General features: G+C 32.1%; 13 protein-coding genes and 1 pseudogene. 6 read left to right on the plus strand and 8 right to left on the minus strand.

Annotated features, from left to right (window positions below; all coding sequences use genetic code 11):
- The first annotated feature begins 153 nt into the window (after positions 1-153).
- On the plus strand, positions 154-975 hold the full coding sequence (locus KQA_RS0208140) for an ABC transporter ATP-binding protein (RefSeq protein ID WP_010179927.1): 822 nt from the start codon (positions 154-156) through the stop codon (positions 973-975).
- 506 nt (positions 976-1,481) lie between these two features.
- On the opposite strand, the gene KQA_RS0208145 is transcribed toward KQA_RS0208140, so the two are convergent.
- Together KQA_RS0208145 and KQA_RS0208150 are read right to left on the minus strand one after the other, a co-directional pair.
- Complete coding sequence (locus KQA_RS0208145) at positions 1,482-2,654, minus strand: molybdopterin molybdotransferase MoeA (protein ID WP_010179928.1); 1,173 nt, start codon at positions 2,652-2,654, stop codon at positions 1,482-1,484.
- A 357-nt stretch (positions 2,655-3,011) separates the two neighbouring features.
- Positions 3,012-3,848, minus strand: a complete 837-nt coding sequence (locus tag KQA_RS0208150; RefSeq protein WP_010179929.1) for a hypothetical protein — start codon at positions 3,846-3,848, stop codon at positions 3,012-3,014.
- A gap of 168 nt (positions 3,849-4,016) precedes the next feature.
- Between KQA_RS0208150 and KQA_RS0208155 the strand changes: the two genes are divergently transcribed.
- Positions 4,017-4,526: a DinB family protein gene (locus KQA_RS0208155; protein WP_010179930.1), complete on the plus strand. Its 510-nt coding sequence runs from the start codon at positions 4,017-4,019 to the stop codon at positions 4,524-4,526.
- Here KQA_RS0208155 and KQA_RS0208160 read toward each other — a convergent pair.
- The 6 genes from KQA_RS0208160 to rplS all read right to left on the minus strand — a co-directional run bounded on the left by KQA_RS0208160 (position 4,523) and on the right by rplS (position 12,159).
- Positions 4,523-4,753, minus strand: a complete 231-nt coding sequence (locus tag KQA_RS0208160) for a DUF6095 family protein (protein WP_010179931.1) — start codon at positions 4,751-4,753, stop codon at positions 4,523-4,525. The two genes, KQA_RS0208155 and KQA_RS0208160, sit on opposite strands and share 4 nt — an antisense overlap.
- Positions 4,754-4,758: 5 nt before the next feature.
- Complete coding sequence (gene murQ, locus KQA_RS0208165; protein WP_010179933.1) at positions 4,759-5,568, minus strand: N-acetylmuramic acid 6-phosphate etherase; 810 nt, start codon at positions 5,566-5,568, stop codon at positions 4,759-4,761.
- Positions 5,569-5,691: 123 nt separating this feature from the next.
- On the minus strand, positions 5,692-6,537 hold the full coding sequence (locus tag KQA_RS0208170; protein WP_010179935.1) for a DUF4249 domain-containing protein: 846 nt from the start codon (positions 6,535-6,537) through the stop codon (positions 5,692-5,694).
- 3 nt (positions 6,538-6,540) lie between these two features.
- Positions 6,541-8,916 (minus strand): TonB-dependent receptor, encoded by a 2,376-nt coding sequence (locus tag KQA_RS0208175; protein WP_010179937.1) that lies wholly within the window; start codon positions 8,914-8,916, stop codon positions 6,541-6,543.
- 349 nt (positions 8,917-9,265) lie between these two features.
- Positions 9,266-11,491, minus strand: coding sequence for an NADP-dependent isocitrate dehydrogenase (locus KQA_RS0208180; protein WP_010179939.1), 2,226 nt, complete (start codon positions 11,489-11,491; stop codon positions 9,266-9,268).
- 317 nt (positions 11,492-11,808) lie between these two features.
- Positions 11,809-12,159: a 50S ribosomal protein L19 gene (gene rplS / locus KQA_RS0208185; RefSeq protein WP_010179940.1), complete on the minus strand. Its 351-nt coding sequence runs from the start codon at positions 12,157-12,159 to the stop codon at positions 11,809-11,811.
- A 183-nt stretch (positions 12,160-12,342) separates the two neighbouring features.
- Between rplS and KQA_RS18725 the strand changes: the two genes are divergently transcribed.
- The 4 genes and pseudogenes from KQA_RS18725 (at position 12,343) to KQA_RS0208205 (ending at position 17,663) form a co-directional block, all read left to right on the plus strand.
- The gene (locus KQA_RS18725; protein WP_010179942.1) at positions 12,343-13,983 is read left to right on the plus strand and encodes a S8 family serine peptidase; all 1,641 of its coding nucleotides are present in this window, start codon (positions 12,343-12,345) and stop codon (positions 13,981-13,983) included.
- Between the two features lie 72 nt (positions 13,984-14,055).
- A pseudogene (locus KQA_RS18730) lies at positions 14,056-14,351 on the plus strand (transposase).
- Between the two features lie 228 nt (positions 14,352-14,579).
- The gene (locus KQA_RS0208200) at positions 14,580-14,984 is read left to right on the plus strand and encodes a hypothetical protein (RefSeq protein ID WP_010179946.1); all 405 of its coding nucleotides are present in this window, start codon (positions 14,580-14,582) and stop codon (positions 14,982-14,984) included.
- Positions 14,985-15,182: 198 nt separating this feature from the next.
- Positions 15,183-17,663, plus strand: coding sequence for an FtsK/SpoIIIE family DNA translocase (locus KQA_RS0208205; RefSeq protein ID WP_010179948.1), 2,481 nt, complete (start codon positions 15,183-15,185; stop codon positions 17,661-17,663).
- Positions 17,664-17,718 lie beyond the last annotated feature (55 nt).

Genomic DNA, 17,718 nt, shown 5'->3' on the forward strand with positions numbered 1-17,718 from the left:
ATTACGCTTGTTTAATTAAGCGATGGCAAAAATATATATTTTATTCAATATAAAAGAATAAAATTGGACTTTATTTCAAAAAAAAGAAAAAATAATCATAAGGAATTAATTATGAGTGATTTGCTTTTTATTGAAATTTAAAGAAATTAGAAAATGACAGCAACAGATAATAAAAAGGAATCTCGCGTAGACAACGGTCTATTCAGTAACGAGATTATGTTAGATATAAATCAATTAACTAAAATTTATCCTACTCCAAAAGGAGATTATGTAGTTTTAGATGATTTGGATTTGAAAGTAAAGCGTGAAGAGTTTATTTCGATAATCGGTCATTCGGGTTGTGGTAAAAGTACACTACTGACTATGATTGCAGGCTTAAATGAAATTTCCAGAGGAACTATTGTTGCCGACAATACAACGGTAAAAGGCCCAGGCCCCGATCGAGGAGTTATTTTTCAATCGCCAAGTTTACTGCCTTGGTTATCTGCCTATGATAATGTGATGTTAGGGGTTAAGCAAGTATTTGCTCATGGTACAAAAAAAGATAGAGATGATATTGTGAAATATTATTTAGCTAAAGTAGGTTTGGAGGATTCAATGTTTAAAAAAGCTAAAGACCTTTCACAAGGAATGCAGCAAAGAGTAGGTATTGCTCGTGCTTTTGCATTAAAACCTAAGGTATTACTCCTTGATGAACCCTTTGGAATGTTAGATTCTTTAACCAGAGGTGAATTACAAGATGTATTGGTTGAGGTTTGGAATCAAGAAAAAATTACGGCTATAATGATTACGCATGATGTTGATGAATCTATTTTATTAGCAGATCGAGTAATTATGATGACTTCAGGACCAAGAGCTAAGGTAGGTGATATTTTAGAAATTGATTTTGAACGCCCACGTAATAGAGCGGAGTTAATTGAACATCCAGATTATTATAAGTATAGAGAACATTTAATTAATTTTTTAGAGCATTAGAAAAGTATACTAACTAAATAGCTGTTTGATATTAATTTCATTTAATACAAAATAGCTATTTACGTTAGATGTTAGTAGTGTCCCGTCAGAGTTGAGCCGTAATTTCAGTTGATTAAGTTCTTCGATAGTGAATTTCATGATAATTATTTTAAGTTAATGGCGAAATTTGACGGGATTTTTTACAGCTAAATTTACCTGTAAAAAAATAGTATAATAGAATCAACTAAGTGTCTTTGTGAGGTTTATTTTACATTAATATCTTAAATAAAGACTTTTACCTGTGTTTTTTTATGCAAAAGCAGTATTTTTTTGAGTTATATTAAAAAAATAAATAAAATATTAGATACTTATTTTTTATTAAGTATTAATGCTTAATTTTGGGATACTTATACGTATAATATTACGTAAGTAAAACGTATTATAAAAATAGTATCCCTGTTTATTAGAATATTGTTAGTATTCAAAATAGTTAAGCTTTGACTCGTTTTGCAACAGGGATACTTATTTTAAGGAAGTAAGATTACTTCAACATCTTCATTTGATTTTATAAAACTAGTGTTTTCGGGAATAAAAACCAAAGCATTTGCATTGTTGAATCCATGGATCATAGCAGAACTTTGAAAACCTAGAATTTCTACTCCATTTTTTGATGATTTTGCTTTTAAAAATTGAGCTCGAATCCCTTTTACGTGATAGTCATGAGTTATTTTTTGAGTTATTTTGCTTAAGTGAGTTTGTTTTTGGTTGCTAAAATTACGTAAAAGCGGTAGGGCATAAATATAAAAACAAGTAAGCGCAGAGGCAGGATTCCCTGGTAAAGCAAATACGTAAGTAGTATTTTTTTTGCCAAAGAATAATGGTTTTCCTGGTTTTTGCTTAATCTTATAAAAAATCTCTTCTGTTTCTAGGTTTTTTAAGGCTTTTCCTACAAAATCATAATCACCAACAGAAATACCACCACTAACTAATACAAAATCATTTTCATCAATTACTTTTTTTAATAGATCTTCGGTGCTTTGGTAGTCATCTTTTACTTTATAAATTGTAAAATCATTTATCTGTTCATTTTGCAAAGTAGCACTTAATAGGAGCGAATTACTTTCATATATTTTACCTTCCTCAAGTGGTGTTCCAGGAGGGGTTAATTCACTTCCGGTAACTACAATGGCTACTTTTGGTTTAGGGTAAACTAGTAATTGATTACTACCTAAACTGGCTAAAAAACTCAATTTAGAGGGGGTTAAAGCGGTGCCTTTGGTTAAGGCAAGTGTCCCTTTTTTTATTTGTTCTCCTAATGGACGTATATTTTGTTCGTTTTTTGGAGTTTCATTTATGGTAAGTATATTGTTTTTTACAGTTGTTTTTTCTTGCATTACTACTGCATTGGCTGAGTTGGGTACAGCAGCACCAGTAAAAATGCGTACAGCTTCACCTTTTTGGAGGGATAGGTTTGGAGCATCACCTGCTTTTATTTCTCCAACTAAGGAATAAGTGTCATTTTCATGTATGAAAATAGCGTAACCATCCATAGCGGACTGTCTGAATGGTGGCATATTTATTAATGCATATACATTTTTGGCTAACACATAATGTAGGCATTTTGTAATATGGAGTGTAATCGGATCCGAAGTTTGTTTGTGTGCTTCAATTTTTGATAAAGCTTCATCAACTGATATCATGGTTTTTTTAACAAAAATACATATAGTCGTGCTATTATATGGTTTCTGTTGCTATAATATAGCTGCTAAATTAAGCTTGGAATAAGCTATTTTAATGATCAAATTTAGGGGGAAGGATTATATTTTTGATATATAGAATTTAAGAAGTAGTAGGGGGCAAGTCTTTACTTAATAAGGATTATCGCAAGTAATTGAAGCAACAAAAAAGGATATAAAAAAGCGTGAATTTGGACTGTATTTTTTTATTTCACTTTGGGGCGAAATGACATTAATTTGAGCAATACAAACAAAAACACGCTTAGTTTAGGTTAAGTAAGATAGGGCAATCGAACAAACACTAGTTTTTTGAATAGGTGATTAAAAGCCTTCGGCACAGTTAGAGAAATGTAACATAGCCTTTTCAGATAATTCACTTAATTTTTCGGTATATCTGAATTTAGTATCATTTAACTTTTCATTTTTGAGTTGTTGTTGTGATATGGTATAATTTTGTTTTGCCGCTTGGTAAGCTTGGCCACATCCAAGCGTTTTTGCTAGATTTGCATAGGCAGATTCAATTTGAGCTAAGGCAGCTTCAGCATTTGACTTCACAGATAATTGTTTTTGTAGTTCTATGTGTTTTTGCTGTTTTAATTGTAATTCCTCTTGCTTTTTTTTCTCTATTTTTAATTTTATTTCTTTTTGACGTCTCATTAGTGCTTCTTGTTCAGCTACTAATTCATCGCGTCCGGCAGCAATGTTATCGTAATCATCATTATAACTATTATCGGCAACTGCATATTCATCAACACTAGTATTTTCATTTCTATTTCGGTATTTGGAAACATCAGTGTTAGCACAATCAGACAAGGCGCTAATCATTAGTTTAGCTTTTGCACGCGCTCTTTTGGCATAAAAGCGACTACGCTCCCAAGTGTTTTCTTCTAAAGATTTTTCAGCTGCAACTATACCTTCATATGCAAAATTTGAAGCATCACTACAACCACAATTTGCAGTAATTTGTTCTACTTCATTGAGGGTTTCAATAGCCTTTTCGGTCCATTCTTGTACATGATCCGTATTTGTTGCTTCGTAAGCATTGTTTGTGTGTGCTACACTGTAATTCGCAGCACTAAACGCGTCAGTACATTCAGACTGACTGTAAGTTTTTACTACAAACAAGAGACTAATGGCGAGAATTGGGAAATTTTTCATGCTAATAGGTTGATTTTATTTTATTTGTGTGATACAAATATATAAAAATTTTGCATTTAATCGAATAAAAATGCATTTAATCTGTTTTATTTAAATGTTAAATTTTTATAAATAGTCATTTAGCTACATTCATTTAGGATTTAATTTTATAATAAGTATCTTTAAAATATGAGATCAGCCATAGTATCAGCCATTAATCAAAATTTAAATCAAGCAAGTTTATTATTAGATGTTATTACAAATCAACAGTATACAGACGAAAGTGTAGGGCCATACTATTCAAGTGTTGGTTCGCATTTGCGACATACGTTGGACTTTTTTAATTGTGTAATTGATGGTTTGGATAATAATCAAATTGATTTAACAGCTAGAAAGCGGGAAGAAGAAGTAGCAACAAATAAAAACGCAGCTAAAAAGCATATTGCAAGAATTCAAGAAACTCTTGTAAGTTTTTTGGATGTTAATACCGATTATCTGATACATGTGACCGATAATCTAGGGCAAGGTAACGTAACAGTGAATTATACATTGGATAGTATAATGGCACATGCTAATAGCCATGCGGTACATCATTTTGCTACCATTGGTTATGTATTACATAAATTAAATGTGATGCATAATATTTCTGGTTTTGGTTATAATCCAACAACACCGATACAGCATCGTAAAGGGATTTAGTCAAAAAAACTTTTGAGCATTAGGTTAATTCCTTTTAAAATAAGAAAGATAGCGAGTAACATTATTAGGATACCTGGTATGAGTGCCACTAAAAATAGTGGATGTTCTTTGTTCATAAAAGCATTGTACACAATTACTGGGCCTAAGCCTATAGCTCCTAAAGCCATTGCTAATGTTTTTACACCTTTGGCTAGTACTTCTTTATTGGTTCTTTTTTGGTCCTCCATAGCGATTATTGTAAGGTGTCTAAAGCTTGACGAACGTTTCCGTATTTTTTAATTAGTTTTTCGGCATGTTGACGCTTAATATTAGCTGTATCCATTAGCATCAAAATGGCTCTTTCTACAAGCTTATCATTGCTTAATTGCATATCGACCATTCGATTCCCTTTTACTTTGCCTAATTGAATCATGGTAGCTGTGGATATCATGTTTAAAGCCATTTTTTGGGCAGTACCTGCTTTCATTCTAGAGCTTCCAGTTACAAATTCGGGGCCTACCTTAATTTCAATAGGCAGTTTAGCTTCTAACGCAAGTGGGCTTTTGGGGTTGCAAGTAATACAAGCTGTAGTTATTTGATTTTTATTACAACTTTTTAAGGCATGTATTACATAAGGAGTTGTTCCGGATGCAGCAATACCAATTACGATATCATTAGTAGATATATGTTTATTTTCTAGATCAACCCATCCTTGAGTTGTACTGTCTTCTGCATTTTCAACCGCTTTACGAATAGCCTTATCACCACCAGCAATTATGCCTTGAACTAGTTCGTGAGATACCCCAAACGTAGGGGGGCATTCACTAGCATCAACTACACCGAGTCTACCACTTGTCCCAGCTCCCATATAAAAAATACGTCCGCCTTGTTGTAGTAATTTAACAGCGGTTTCAATTACAGTGGTAATTTGAGGAAGTGCATTTTCAACAGCAAAGGCAACGGTTTTGTCTTCGTTGTTGATGTATTGTATTAATTCAAGAGCAGTCATTTGCTCTAAATTTGTATAATTGGATTCTTGTTCTGTTATTTTCTTAAAGTCCATATGCAAAGATATTGAACCCGAAATTAATTTCTTTAGGCTTAACCCAGTATTATGTATTAAAATTCTATTCTGTTTATGATCTAATGTAAAAAGGAACGATACTTTATTTTTTAATTTAATTATCTATAATTCGGAATTGGGAACCAGATTGACATCTATTGCGTATACTTCATTTACATGAAAGTAACCAAAAGGAAAGTCTTCAGGGTTATTGGTATTAATTATATTTCCTTTTGCTTTAAATGGTACAGTGGAAAATGGACCGTTACTGGTTTCACCTGATAGCTGGACAAGAGCATTAATGTAGTTGTTGAAGCGTTTATCGGAACCCAATAAGCGAATTCTAAATACATCTCCTCTAGTTTCTTCAAAAAATTGAGTCGTAGGTGTTTGTTTTCCGTCTTCAAAAAAATCTTCATGGTTTATAGATTGTAAATTGCCCCATCCAAAATCAAAAACATAAAAATTGGTCATATTAGGAATGTCGGTATATTTAATTTCTATAGCAAATTCATCTTCATCAAAATTATTAGTGTTTTTTATCTGTGTAGCTTCATCAATTGGAGTAGATACATTCAACTGTTCAATACTTTCATAGGTTGTATTATTATGGATCACCGTTAATTTATAATTGGTATCGGGTTCAATAACAAGTAAGTCTTTTGATTGATTTTGGTAAGTTCCAGTATTAAAAGGAGTATTTTCAATAGTAAATACTTGATTGGTGTTAAGATTAGTAATGGTAACAATGGCATCTTCAACATATTTTTTTTCTGTAGAAAAAAAAGGGGTTGATAATGATAGTCTAACTATAGCGATATCTTTAAAGCTCCCATCGCTTTGAAAGTTTCGTTCCAGGCTAGCGTTAATCACTAAACGAGGTGGAGCTGATGGAAGGTCAATATCAATAACGTCTTCACAACCAAAACTTGAAATGGCTATAAGTATGAGAAGGAATATTTTTTTCATAACTTAAAAATTAAAATTATAAGTAATTGAAGGAACAACACCAAAAATGGCAAGCCTTGTAGCTTCATTTCTAAAGGTTTCATTATTAAAACCAAAGCTAATATTTGTGGCGTTTTTTCTGTTGTATAAATTATAAACACTCAGTACCCATTCACTTTTCCACCTTTTAGGAGATGTTGGTTTGGGCGTGTAGTTTAAAGATAAGTCTAAGCGATGATAATTGGGTAATCTACTGGAGTTTCGTTCTTCAAACTCGGGTACTATAATGCCATCAAGAGGTTCAAACTGGTTACTAGGAAAAGTAACGGGTAATCCTGTCTGGAAATTAAAAGCAGCATTTACTTTAAACTTTTTACTTAAGTTGTATGTTGTAGTTAGTGATAGGTCGTGAGTTTTGTCAAAATTATTAACAAACCATTTTCCGTTATTAATACCAGGTTCAATAGGTGTTCTTCCTTTAATTTGTTGCTCTGTTCTAGAAAGAGTGTATGAAAACCAGCCTTTAAAACGACCTTCATTTTTTTGAAATAAAAGTTCTAATCCATAGGAGCGTCCTATACCATTTAATAGTACGCGTTCAATGGCTTTGTTGGCAATAATATTGGCTCCATCTATATAATTAATTCTATTTTTTATGTCTTTATAGTAAGTTTCTAACGAAAAGCTATATGTATTTTCATGTAAGTTTTGGAAATATCCAATGGCATATTGATTACTAAGTTGCGGTTTTACAAATTGGCCGCTTGGTTCCCAAATATCTAATGGTGTAGGGGAGGTGGTATTAGATATTAAATGAATGTATTGAGCAGTACGCTGATAGCTTGTTTTAAAGGCAGTATTTTTGTTAAGGCTGTATGAAAAACTAAGTCTAGGTTCTAAATTAATAAAGGATTTTGTTATTTTTTTTCGAGAAACGGAAGTAAACCCAATCTCTACTGCTTCTTCATAAATACCTAAATTTTCATTATAAACAACCGCTTGGTCATTAGCGTATTGAAAAATGTTTTTTTGTCCTAATCTAAAAAAAGTACTCAATCGTAAACCAGCATTCATTGTCAGTTTATCCGTCAAGTCTATTTCGGCTTCGGTGTAATATCCAGATTCTATAGCAAATTTTTTGGTAAGTTGTTCTTCTCTTATGGCAGAATCATCTCTGTTTGGAGCAATTTTTCCTGGATTAAAATTATAGTAAAGTTGATTTGTACCATAACGTATAGTGATATTGTCTTTTAGGTAGTTTACCAAATCGTATTTAAAATTTAAGTTAGATATACCTGAATTCCAGGTAAACCCAATAAAATCTAAATCTAGTTGATAGTTGTATTTGGTGTAAATAACTGAGGCATTTGAAAATAAGTTATTATTAAATGTATGGTTCCATCTTAAATTGATAAAGCGGTTTCCGTATTGATTAAAAAATTGACCATCTAATTCAAAAATATCATTCCCTAAGTAAGTGGATAAGTAAAGTTTATTAGTATCATCGAGTATATGTTTTAATTTTAAATTTAGATCGTAAAAAAGTGCTTTACTATTAATATCAAATATTGGCAGAAATAAGTGTACATATGAGCTACGTCCTCCTAAAATAAATGACGTTTTTTCTTTAGCTATAGGACCTTCCAAAAGTAATCTGCTAGATACAAGTCCGATGCCTCCTTTGACGTGAAATTTTTTATTATTTCCTTCTTTTTGGTAAATATCTAGTACCGATGCTATTCGACCACCAAATCGACTTGGAATGCCCCCTTTATATAATTTTAAATCTTTAATGGCATCGGGATTAAAAATTGAAAATAGACCAAATAAATGCGAGGAGCTAAATAAAGTAGCTTCATCAAGCAAAATTAAATTTTGATCTACCGAACCACCTCGAACATTAAATCCGGCAGCACCTTCACCTGCTGTAGTTACTCCTGGTAGTTGAATAAGTGATTTTATGATATCTACTTCACCAAGTACTGCAGGTAAATCTTTTATAGTTTTAATAGAAAGTTTATTCACACTCATTTCGGGAGCTTCAATTTTAAATTGTTTTGGAGTACTTTCTACAATAACTTCCTTAAGTGTTTGAGTACTTTTGTTTAATGTGATATTAACATTTTTATCTGCTTTTAAATTGAGCTGAATAGTATTTGATTCATAGCCTATATAGCTATAGTTTATTTCGTGAATACCTTCGGGTATTGTTATAGAGTAAAATCCGTATTCATTAGTGATAGTTCCTTTATCCAAGTCGCTAATGAGTATGCTAACGCCGATTAGTGCTTCGTTACTTTCAGCATCAGAAATGGTACCACTAAGCGTAATTTTTTGTGCAAAAAAAGGAGTTGATACAATAATGAAAAATAAGCTTAAAGCTATACTCTTTAGTGGCATGAATAAAATAATTAATACTAAGCTACAAAATTAACTTTTGATTTATGGTGAGTTGTTTATTATAATAAAAAACCAAGTTAGGAATATGATTATTACCAAATTGTTAGTTACACTACTTTTTAACATTTGTTATGTGTAAAAAAAATCACCATTTATAAGCTACTGTAGATGCTACTATGGTGTTTTAATTTAACTTTTGGCAATGCAAATATTAGTATTTATTATGCATCATAGATTCTTAATAAAATTCTTATACATCGTATAACTCATACTTTATTTTTATTGAGGAATAAAAAAAGCCAAATCGAATTTCGATTTGGCTTTTTAAAATATAAAAATCTGGTTGTATTTAGATTTTTGCTAGAATACTGTTTAAAGTATTACTTGGTCGCATAGCATCAGAAACTTTATCCACATTTGGTAAATAGTATCCACCTAAATCAATATTAGTTCCTTGCGCGTCATTTAATTCGGCTATAATAATAGCTTCATTTGCAATAAGCTTTTCTGCAATAGGTGTAAACAAATTCTTTAATTTTTCATTTTTAGTTTGTGCTGCCAAGGCTTCAGCCCAGTACATAGTTAAATAAAAATGACTTCCGCGGTTATCTAATTCATTCACTTTACGTGAAGGTGATTTTTTATTTGCTAAAAATTTCTCAGTGGCAATGTCTAATGTTTCAGCAAGTGCTAAAGCTTCGGCATTAGCATTAGTATCATATTCGTGCTCTAAAGAAACGGCTAAGGCTAAAAACTCTCCTAAAGAATCCCAACGTAAGTGCCCCTCTTTAACAAATTGTTGTACGTGTTTTGGAGCAGATCCACCGGCACCTGTTTCAAATAATCCTCCACCATTCATTAAAGGAACAATAGATAACATTTTTGCACTAGTTCCTAACTCAAGAATAGGGAATAAATCTGTGTTATAATCACGAAGCACATTACCTGTTACAGAAATAGTATCCTCGCTATTTTTCATACGAGTTAAAGAAACTTTTGTAGCTTCAACTGGTGACAAAATTCTAATATCTAAGCCTGCTGTATCGTGATTTGGTAAATAGGTGTTTACCTTTTTTATTAATTCAGCATCATGAGCTCTATTTTCATCTAACCAAAAAATAGTAGGTACATTGGTTGCTCTGGCTCTGTTAACAGCTAATTTAACCCAGTCTTGTACAGGTAAATCTTTAGTTTGACACATTCTCCAAATATCACCTTGTTCAACACTGTGAGTTATAAGTGTACTACCATTCGTGTCAACAACACTAATAGTTCCGTTAGCTTCTACTTCAAACGTTTTGTCATGTGAACCGTATTCTTCTGCTTTTTGAGCCATTAGACCTACATTAGGAACAGTACCCATGGTACGAGGGTCAAAAGCGCCATGCTCTTTACAAAAATCAATTGTAGCTTGGTAAATACCAGCGTAACTACTATCAGGAATAACAGCTTTGGCATCTTGTAATTCACCTTTGGTATTCCACATTTGACCAGATGTACGAATCATTGCAGGCATTGAGGCATCAATAATTATATCACTTGGTACATGTAAGTTAGTAATACCTTTATCGGAATTTACCATAGCTAGGTCAGGACCATTTTCCAAAGCAGTTTTGATATCTGCTTCTATAGCCGATTTTTCATTAGCAGGTAAATCTTCGATCTTAGCGACTAAGTCTCCGAATCCATTATTTTCTTCAACTCCAATTTTTTCTAAAATTGCAGCGTGTTTTGAATAAACATCTTTAAAGAATACTTTTACTACATGTCCAAAAATGATTGGGTCTGAAACCTTCATCATTGTGGCCTTCATGTGTAATGAGAAAAGGATTCCAGCATCCTTAGCATCTGCAATTTGTTCTTCAACAAATTTTAATAATGCCTTTTTGCTCATTACGGTAGCGTCAATAATTTCTCCGTCAAGTAAGCTAAGATTTTCTTTTAATACTGTCTTAGTTCCATTTAAGTCAGTATGGATAATATTTACAGCTGTTCCATTAGTTAATGTTACAGATTTTTCATTTGCTCTAAAATCTCCGCCGTTCATGGTAGCTACATGTGATTTCGAATCACTTGACCAAGCTCCCATACTATGCGGGTTGTTTTTTGCATATTGTTTTACTGGTTTTGGTGCTCTTCGGTCAGAGTTACCTTCACGTAAAACTGGGTTAACGGCGCTACCTAATACTTTAGCATAACGTGCTTTAATAGCTTTTTCAGTATCGTTCTTAGGTTCAGCAGGGTAGCTAGGAATGTCATAACCTGCAGCTTGTAATTCTGCAATAGCAGCAGTTAACTGAGGTATTGAAGCACTAATATTTGGTAACTTGATAATATTGGCATCTGGTGATTTGGCTAAGGCACCTAATTCAGCTAATGCGTCTGGTATTTTTTGATTATCATTTAAATTATCAGGGAAATTGGCAATAATTCTTCCTGCAAGAGAAATATCTTTAATTTCAATATCAATATTTGCAGTTTTACTAAAACTTTTAATTATTGGTAAAAAAGAATAGGTAGCCAAAGCTGGAGCTTCGTCTGTTTTAGTATAAATGATGGTCGATTTATTAGCCATGTATTTTTGTTTTTGTAAATAAACTTACTTTAATTCTAACGTTTTATTTTAAATAGAAATTATTAAAAATAAATGCACGCGAATATATGAAAATAAGTGCGTTTTATTTGGGTTATTGCTGGTTTTGTGTAATGTTGAAAATAGTGTCGATTTTTGTAAATAGAATTATTGATTTAGCAATAATTGAATTTGTTATTTGCTACTTTATAATTTTTTTGAGGTCAACTTTTGTATTAAAGTATTTGAATAGTAGTGTGAACAAAAAAAAGACCACCATTTGGTAGTCTTTTTTTGTTGTATTTTTAAAAAAATAAAGACTATCCTCTTTTTTCTTTAATACGTGCTTTTTTACCAGTAAGTTCTCTAAAGTAGAAAATACGAGCTCTACGAACTTTACCTCTTTTATTTACTTCAATTTTTTGAATAGCAGGTAAGTTAATTGGGAAGATACGCTCTACACCAACAGTACCTGACATTTTACGAATTGTAAAAGTTTCAGATGTTCCAGAACCTCTTCTTTGGATTACAACACCTCTAAAAAACTGAGTACGTGATTTTTCACCTTCTTTAATTTCGTAGTATACAGTAATTGTATCTCCAGCAGAAAAAGTGGGTAATTCATTTTTAGTTACAAATTCGTCTTGTACAAATTTAATTAAGCTTTCCATAATTTGGATTAAAATTAATTTTATTCAAACAACATTCACGGATATCGCCAGAGGTTGGATAAACAGGCTGCAAAATTAATTAATTTATTTTAAACAAGCAATATAGATATTGCTATTTTTAATTGAATTGACAAAGCTGATTTTAATTTCGTAAATTGGAAAAAACAAGGCTACCAGTGAAATATGCATTTCTTTATTTATTCTTTATTCTTTATATTTTATATTCCCTTATTGGGTCAAGAAAAGGAGCAGGCTTGGATTTTTTTTGAATCAAAGCCAAATATTGAAAAACGTTTAATAACTCCAATAAAATTTTTATCCCAAAAAGCATTGCTGCGCAAGCAAAAACATAATATTCCTATTGATGACCGTGACTTACCTTTAGAGGTATCTTATGTTAATAGTATAAAAGCGCAAGATGGAATTACATATTTGTCCTCTTCAAAATGGTTTAATGGTGTGTATGTAGAAGGTGAGCTAACCGATATTGAGGCACTTGAAAGTAAATCTTTTGTAAAAGAGGTGTTTTATATGGATAGAAGCTTAAATGCTAACGGGTATAAAAAAACAACTAGTAAAAAGAGTGCAAAGCGTTTAAAAGTAGATAAGTTTGAGATAGCCACAGATTTTGAATACGGAACTTCATTTGAGCAAACGAACTTAATTAATTTAGCTCCTTTACATAATATGGGATACACAGGTGCTGGAATAACAATTGCCGTTATTGATGCCGGTTTTAAAAATGTTGACCTAATTTCGGGTTTTGATAGGGCTAGAGAAAAAGATTTGTTATTAGGAGGCTATGATTTTGAACGTAAAACCAATGATATATTTAGTTACAAAGGCAATTCTCATGGAACTAATGTGTTAAGTACTATGCTTGGTTTTATTGAAAATGAATTTGTTGGTACAGCACCCGATGCTTCATATTATTTGTTTAGGTCTGAAGTGGCCGAAAGTGAAACACCTAAAGAAGAAGCATACTGGATTGCTGCTGCAGAAAAAGCGGATAGTTTAGGGGTTGATATTATTAATACCTCATTAGGCTACAGTCAATTTGATAATCCTAAGTATAATTATTCGAATAATGATATGAATGGTGAAACTACTTTTATATCTCAAGGTACGACTATTGCATTTAATAAAGGAATGATAATAGTAAACTCAGCAGGTAATTCTGGAAATTCACCTTGGAGAATTATTACTGCACCAGCAGATGCAAAGAATGTATTTAGTGTTGGAGCTACAGATAATAATGGAATAAAAGCAAGTTTTAGTTCTTTTGGGCCAACAGCTGATGATAGGTTAAAGCCCGATGTGGCCGCCATGGGACAAAATGTAAGAGTTTTAATGGATTCAGGTATTGTAGGACAAAGTAATGGGACTTCTTTTAGTAGCCCAATTTTAGCTGGAGCTGTGGCTTGTCTATGGCAAAGTTTACCGGAAAAGTCTCCTTCAGAAATTGTTAAACTTGTTAAAATGTCTTCAAATCAAGCAACTGATCCTAATACAAGTTTGGGATATGGAATTCCAGATTTTTTTAAAGCTTATAAAGGAGATAATGAGTTGTCAATAGAAAAGTCTGAATTCAATAAAAATAAAATTTTATTGGTGGAGAACCCTGTTGATGAAGTATTGAAACTAGGTATACCTAATAAATTACAACCAAATATGTATTGTGTTTTTGATATATATGGAAAAGAATTACTCAGAGGGGAATTAATTACTAATTCATTAGTAAATGTAAATACTTTAACATCTGGGGTTTATTTTTTAAAATTAATTGGTTTGGATATGGCTATGTTTCGTTTTGTTAAAAAATAATGTTTTTTTTATTCGCTATCAGGTTTAATACCTCGAGGCTTGCCTCGTTAATTATTACTATTTTGTGACTCGATGTCCCAAAATAGTAAATATATCCATAAGAGTCATAATGTTACAGTTTTGCTGTATCATTTGGTGAGTAGTGCTAAATATAGAAGAGTAGTATTTTGATAGCACGGGAAGTTTTTCGACGTTGCCCAGAGGTGAAAAAACAATTATGGGGAGGTGAATTTTGGGGCAAGGGGTATTTTGTTAATACAGTTGGTCAACATGGCACAGAACAGATGATTGCAAAATATGTCAAAAATCAAGGGATTGAAGAAAAGTATAAGGTTTTGAAAAAAGATAATCAGTTAAAATTATTTTAATGCCTCGTGGGCTTGCTCCGAGGATTATTTACTCCTACACTATTTTGTAGGTTTTTAACGTTTTTTATCGAATAAAATGGTATTTTATCGATATATTGATACTTTCTTTTGTGTTTTTATAATAATGGCAGACTTTGTGCTTGTACTTTAGCAGTAGGTAAAAATGCTTAAGTCATCTTTTGTTTACAACCTAAATAATTAATAAATAAAATTTAAAAAAATCAAATTATGAGATCATTAAAGTTCATTAGAATATGCGCACTTGTATTAAGTTTAATGTTACTAAGCTCATGGGACTCTAAAGAAGTTAGTATTCAAAAGAATAAAGAAAGAGTTGAATTTGTAGGAAGTAAATCATTAGATATAAACAGTCAATTGGTTTTTGATGTAAAATATGTAGCAAAAAGAGGTAGAGAGGTAGTGGTAGCACTTAAGCGTAATGGTGTATGGATAGCTAATGGGATAGTGTCGGTAAAAAAAGGAGAGGGTACAGTAAAAGTCCCTATTAATGTGACTACAAAGTTGAAAAGAAGTAGAAAATATGAAATAGACTTTTATTTAAGGCCTGTAGGAACTACTTGGGAAGATGCCGTAACGCAAATTAATAATATGCCAAATATTACAATTGACTAACTTTTATGATCTAAGTAAAAGTATTTAAGTGTTATTCTACAATGCAAAAATAATTTTAAAGTAATACTATTAAATTGAAGTCATTATAGCCGATAATTATTTTTTTAGCTATAAACTTTGATAAATTCATAGAAACTTTGTGTTTGGTATATGCCGAACACAAAGTTTTTCGTTTATATTTGGTCATATATTTATCAAATGGCTTTAAAGAAATCTTCTTCAAAATCAACAACCAAAAAGACCAAAAAGACTACTCAGAAAAAAGTAGTTGTTAAAAAACAGCTTTCTGAAAAGCAACGCCTTTTATTAGGTGGTGGCTTTATTCTTTTAGGGGTTGCTGTACTTATATCATTAATTTCCTATTTTTTTACATGGCAAGCTGACCAAAGTATTATTAATGGTTTAGAGCGTGATATTCCTGCCAAAAATTTATTACAAAAATTTGGAGCTTTTGTAGGAAATTTATTGGTTTTTGAAGGTTTTGGGATAATGTCATTCATTTTTTCGGGACTTTTAGTGCTAACAGGTATTACTTATTTTTTTGGAGTAGGAAAAGCACAATTAAAAAAGCGATGGTTTTGGGGGTTGTATTTAGTATTGTTGGGGAGTGTCATTTTAGGTTTTTTTAATAGTTTTTACGGATTGCTCTCGGGGGTAGTTGGTTTTGAAATTAATGATTACTTACAGGATTATGTTGGTAAAATAGGCGCTATTTTAATTTTAACGTTTTTTGGATTATTGTATTTGATTTTTAGATTAAACTTGACACCATCAACTATTCAAGAGGCCTTTTCAAAAACAAAGAATACAATTAAAAAAGATATGGCATCCAGTATGGATGAAGTTGTTGCTGCGAATACATCTGCAGCTCCATTAAATACAGGAATCAAGGAAACATTACCTCCAGAAGTAGATTTAAAAATATCTAATCCAAGCAAAACAGAAGTAGCAAATGAATCGGATGAATCTGGTTTGAAAGTTGCTGTGACTGAACCGGAAACAAGTTTAGATGATTTTGTAGTTAAGGAAGGAAAAGAAACAAAAGGAGCAGATGATTCATTTTCAGTAGAAATACCCAAGGAAGAACCTTTGAGTATAGAGGTAGAGACAGCAGTTGAAGAGGAGGAAGAAGTTGAGAATTTAAGTAAACAATTAGTGGAAGATTTTGGAGAATTTGATCCAAAATTAGAACTGGGTAATTATAAATTTCCAACAATAGAATTGTTAAAAGATTATTCTACAGGTCAAAACAATATTACAATTGATCAAGGAGAACTTGAAGAAAATAAAAATAAAATTGTTGAAACCTTAAAAAATTATAAAATTGAAATTGCACATATTAAAGCGACTATTGGTCCTACAGTGACTTTGTATGAAATAGTTCCAGAAGCAGGTGTGCGTATTTCAAAAATTAAAAATTTAGAGGATGATATTGCCTTGTCATTAGCAGCTTTGGGAATCCGAATTATTGCACCGATACCTGGTAAAGGAACTATAGGTATTGAAGTACCAAATAAAAAATCGACAATAGTTTCTATGCGTTCGGCAATTGCTTCTGCTAAATTTCAAAGTGCAGAAATGGAATTGCCAATTTCATTTGGAAAAACCATTTCAAATGAAACTTTTGTGGTCGATTTAGCAAAAATGCCTCACTTATTAATGGCAGGAGCAACAGGGCAAGGTAAATCGGTTGGGTTGAATGCTATTTTGACTTCGTTATTATATAAAAAGCATCCTGCGGAGGTAAAGTTTGTTTTGGTTGATCCTAAAAAAGTAGAATTAACTTTATTTAATAAAATAGAGCGTCACTTTTTGGCTAAATTACCGGATTCAGAAGAGGCTATAATTACCGATAATACTAAGGTGATTAATACCTTAAATTCATTGTGTATTGAAATGGATGCTCGTTATGAGTTGTTGAAAAACGCGTACGTTCGAAATATAAAAGAATACAATACAAAATTTAAAGCAAGAAAATTAAATCCAGAAAATGGACATCGCTTTTTACCTTACATTGTATTGGTTATTGATGAATTTGCGGATTTAATTATGACAGCTGGTAAGGAGGTAGAAACTCCTATTGCTCGTTTGGCACAATTAGCCCGAGCTATTGGGATACATTTAATTATAGCAACACAGCGTCCATCGGTAAATGTGATTACTGGGATGATAAAAGCTAATTTCCCTGCTCGATTAGCATTTAGGGTAATGTCCAAAATTGATTCACGAACAATTTTGGATACCGGAGGTGCTGATCAATTAATTGGTCGAGGTGATATGTTATATAATAATGGGAATAATGTAATACGTGTACAATGCGCCTTTGTTGATACACCCGAGGTAGAACGAATTACCAATTATATAGGGGCTCAAAAGGCATATCCCGATGCACATTTACTTCCAGAGTACGTTGGCGAGGAGAGTGGCACAAATCTTGATATTGATGTTAAAGATCGTGATGCCCTTTTTAGAGAAGCAGCCGAAGTTATTGTAACAGCGCAACAAGGTTCGGCGTCTTTACTTCAGCGTAAGCTAAAATTGGGGTATAACAGAGCAGGTCGTATTATTGATCAGTTAGAGGCGGCTGGGATTGTTGGACCTTTCGAAGGGAGTAAAGCTAGGCAGGTATTAATTCCCGACTTGGTAGCTTTGGAACAGTTTTTAGCCGAAGGTAATTAAATAGAATAATCGCACTACATTTAATTGGTAAAATTAGGTGGTGCGTAGTATTTTT

It is taken from the genome of Aquimarina agarilytica ZC1 (assembly GCF_000255455.1).
GTDB classification, from domain to species: domain Bacteria; phylum Bacteroidota; class Bacteroidia; order Flavobacteriales; family Flavobacteriaceae; genus Aquimarina; species Aquimarina agarilytica.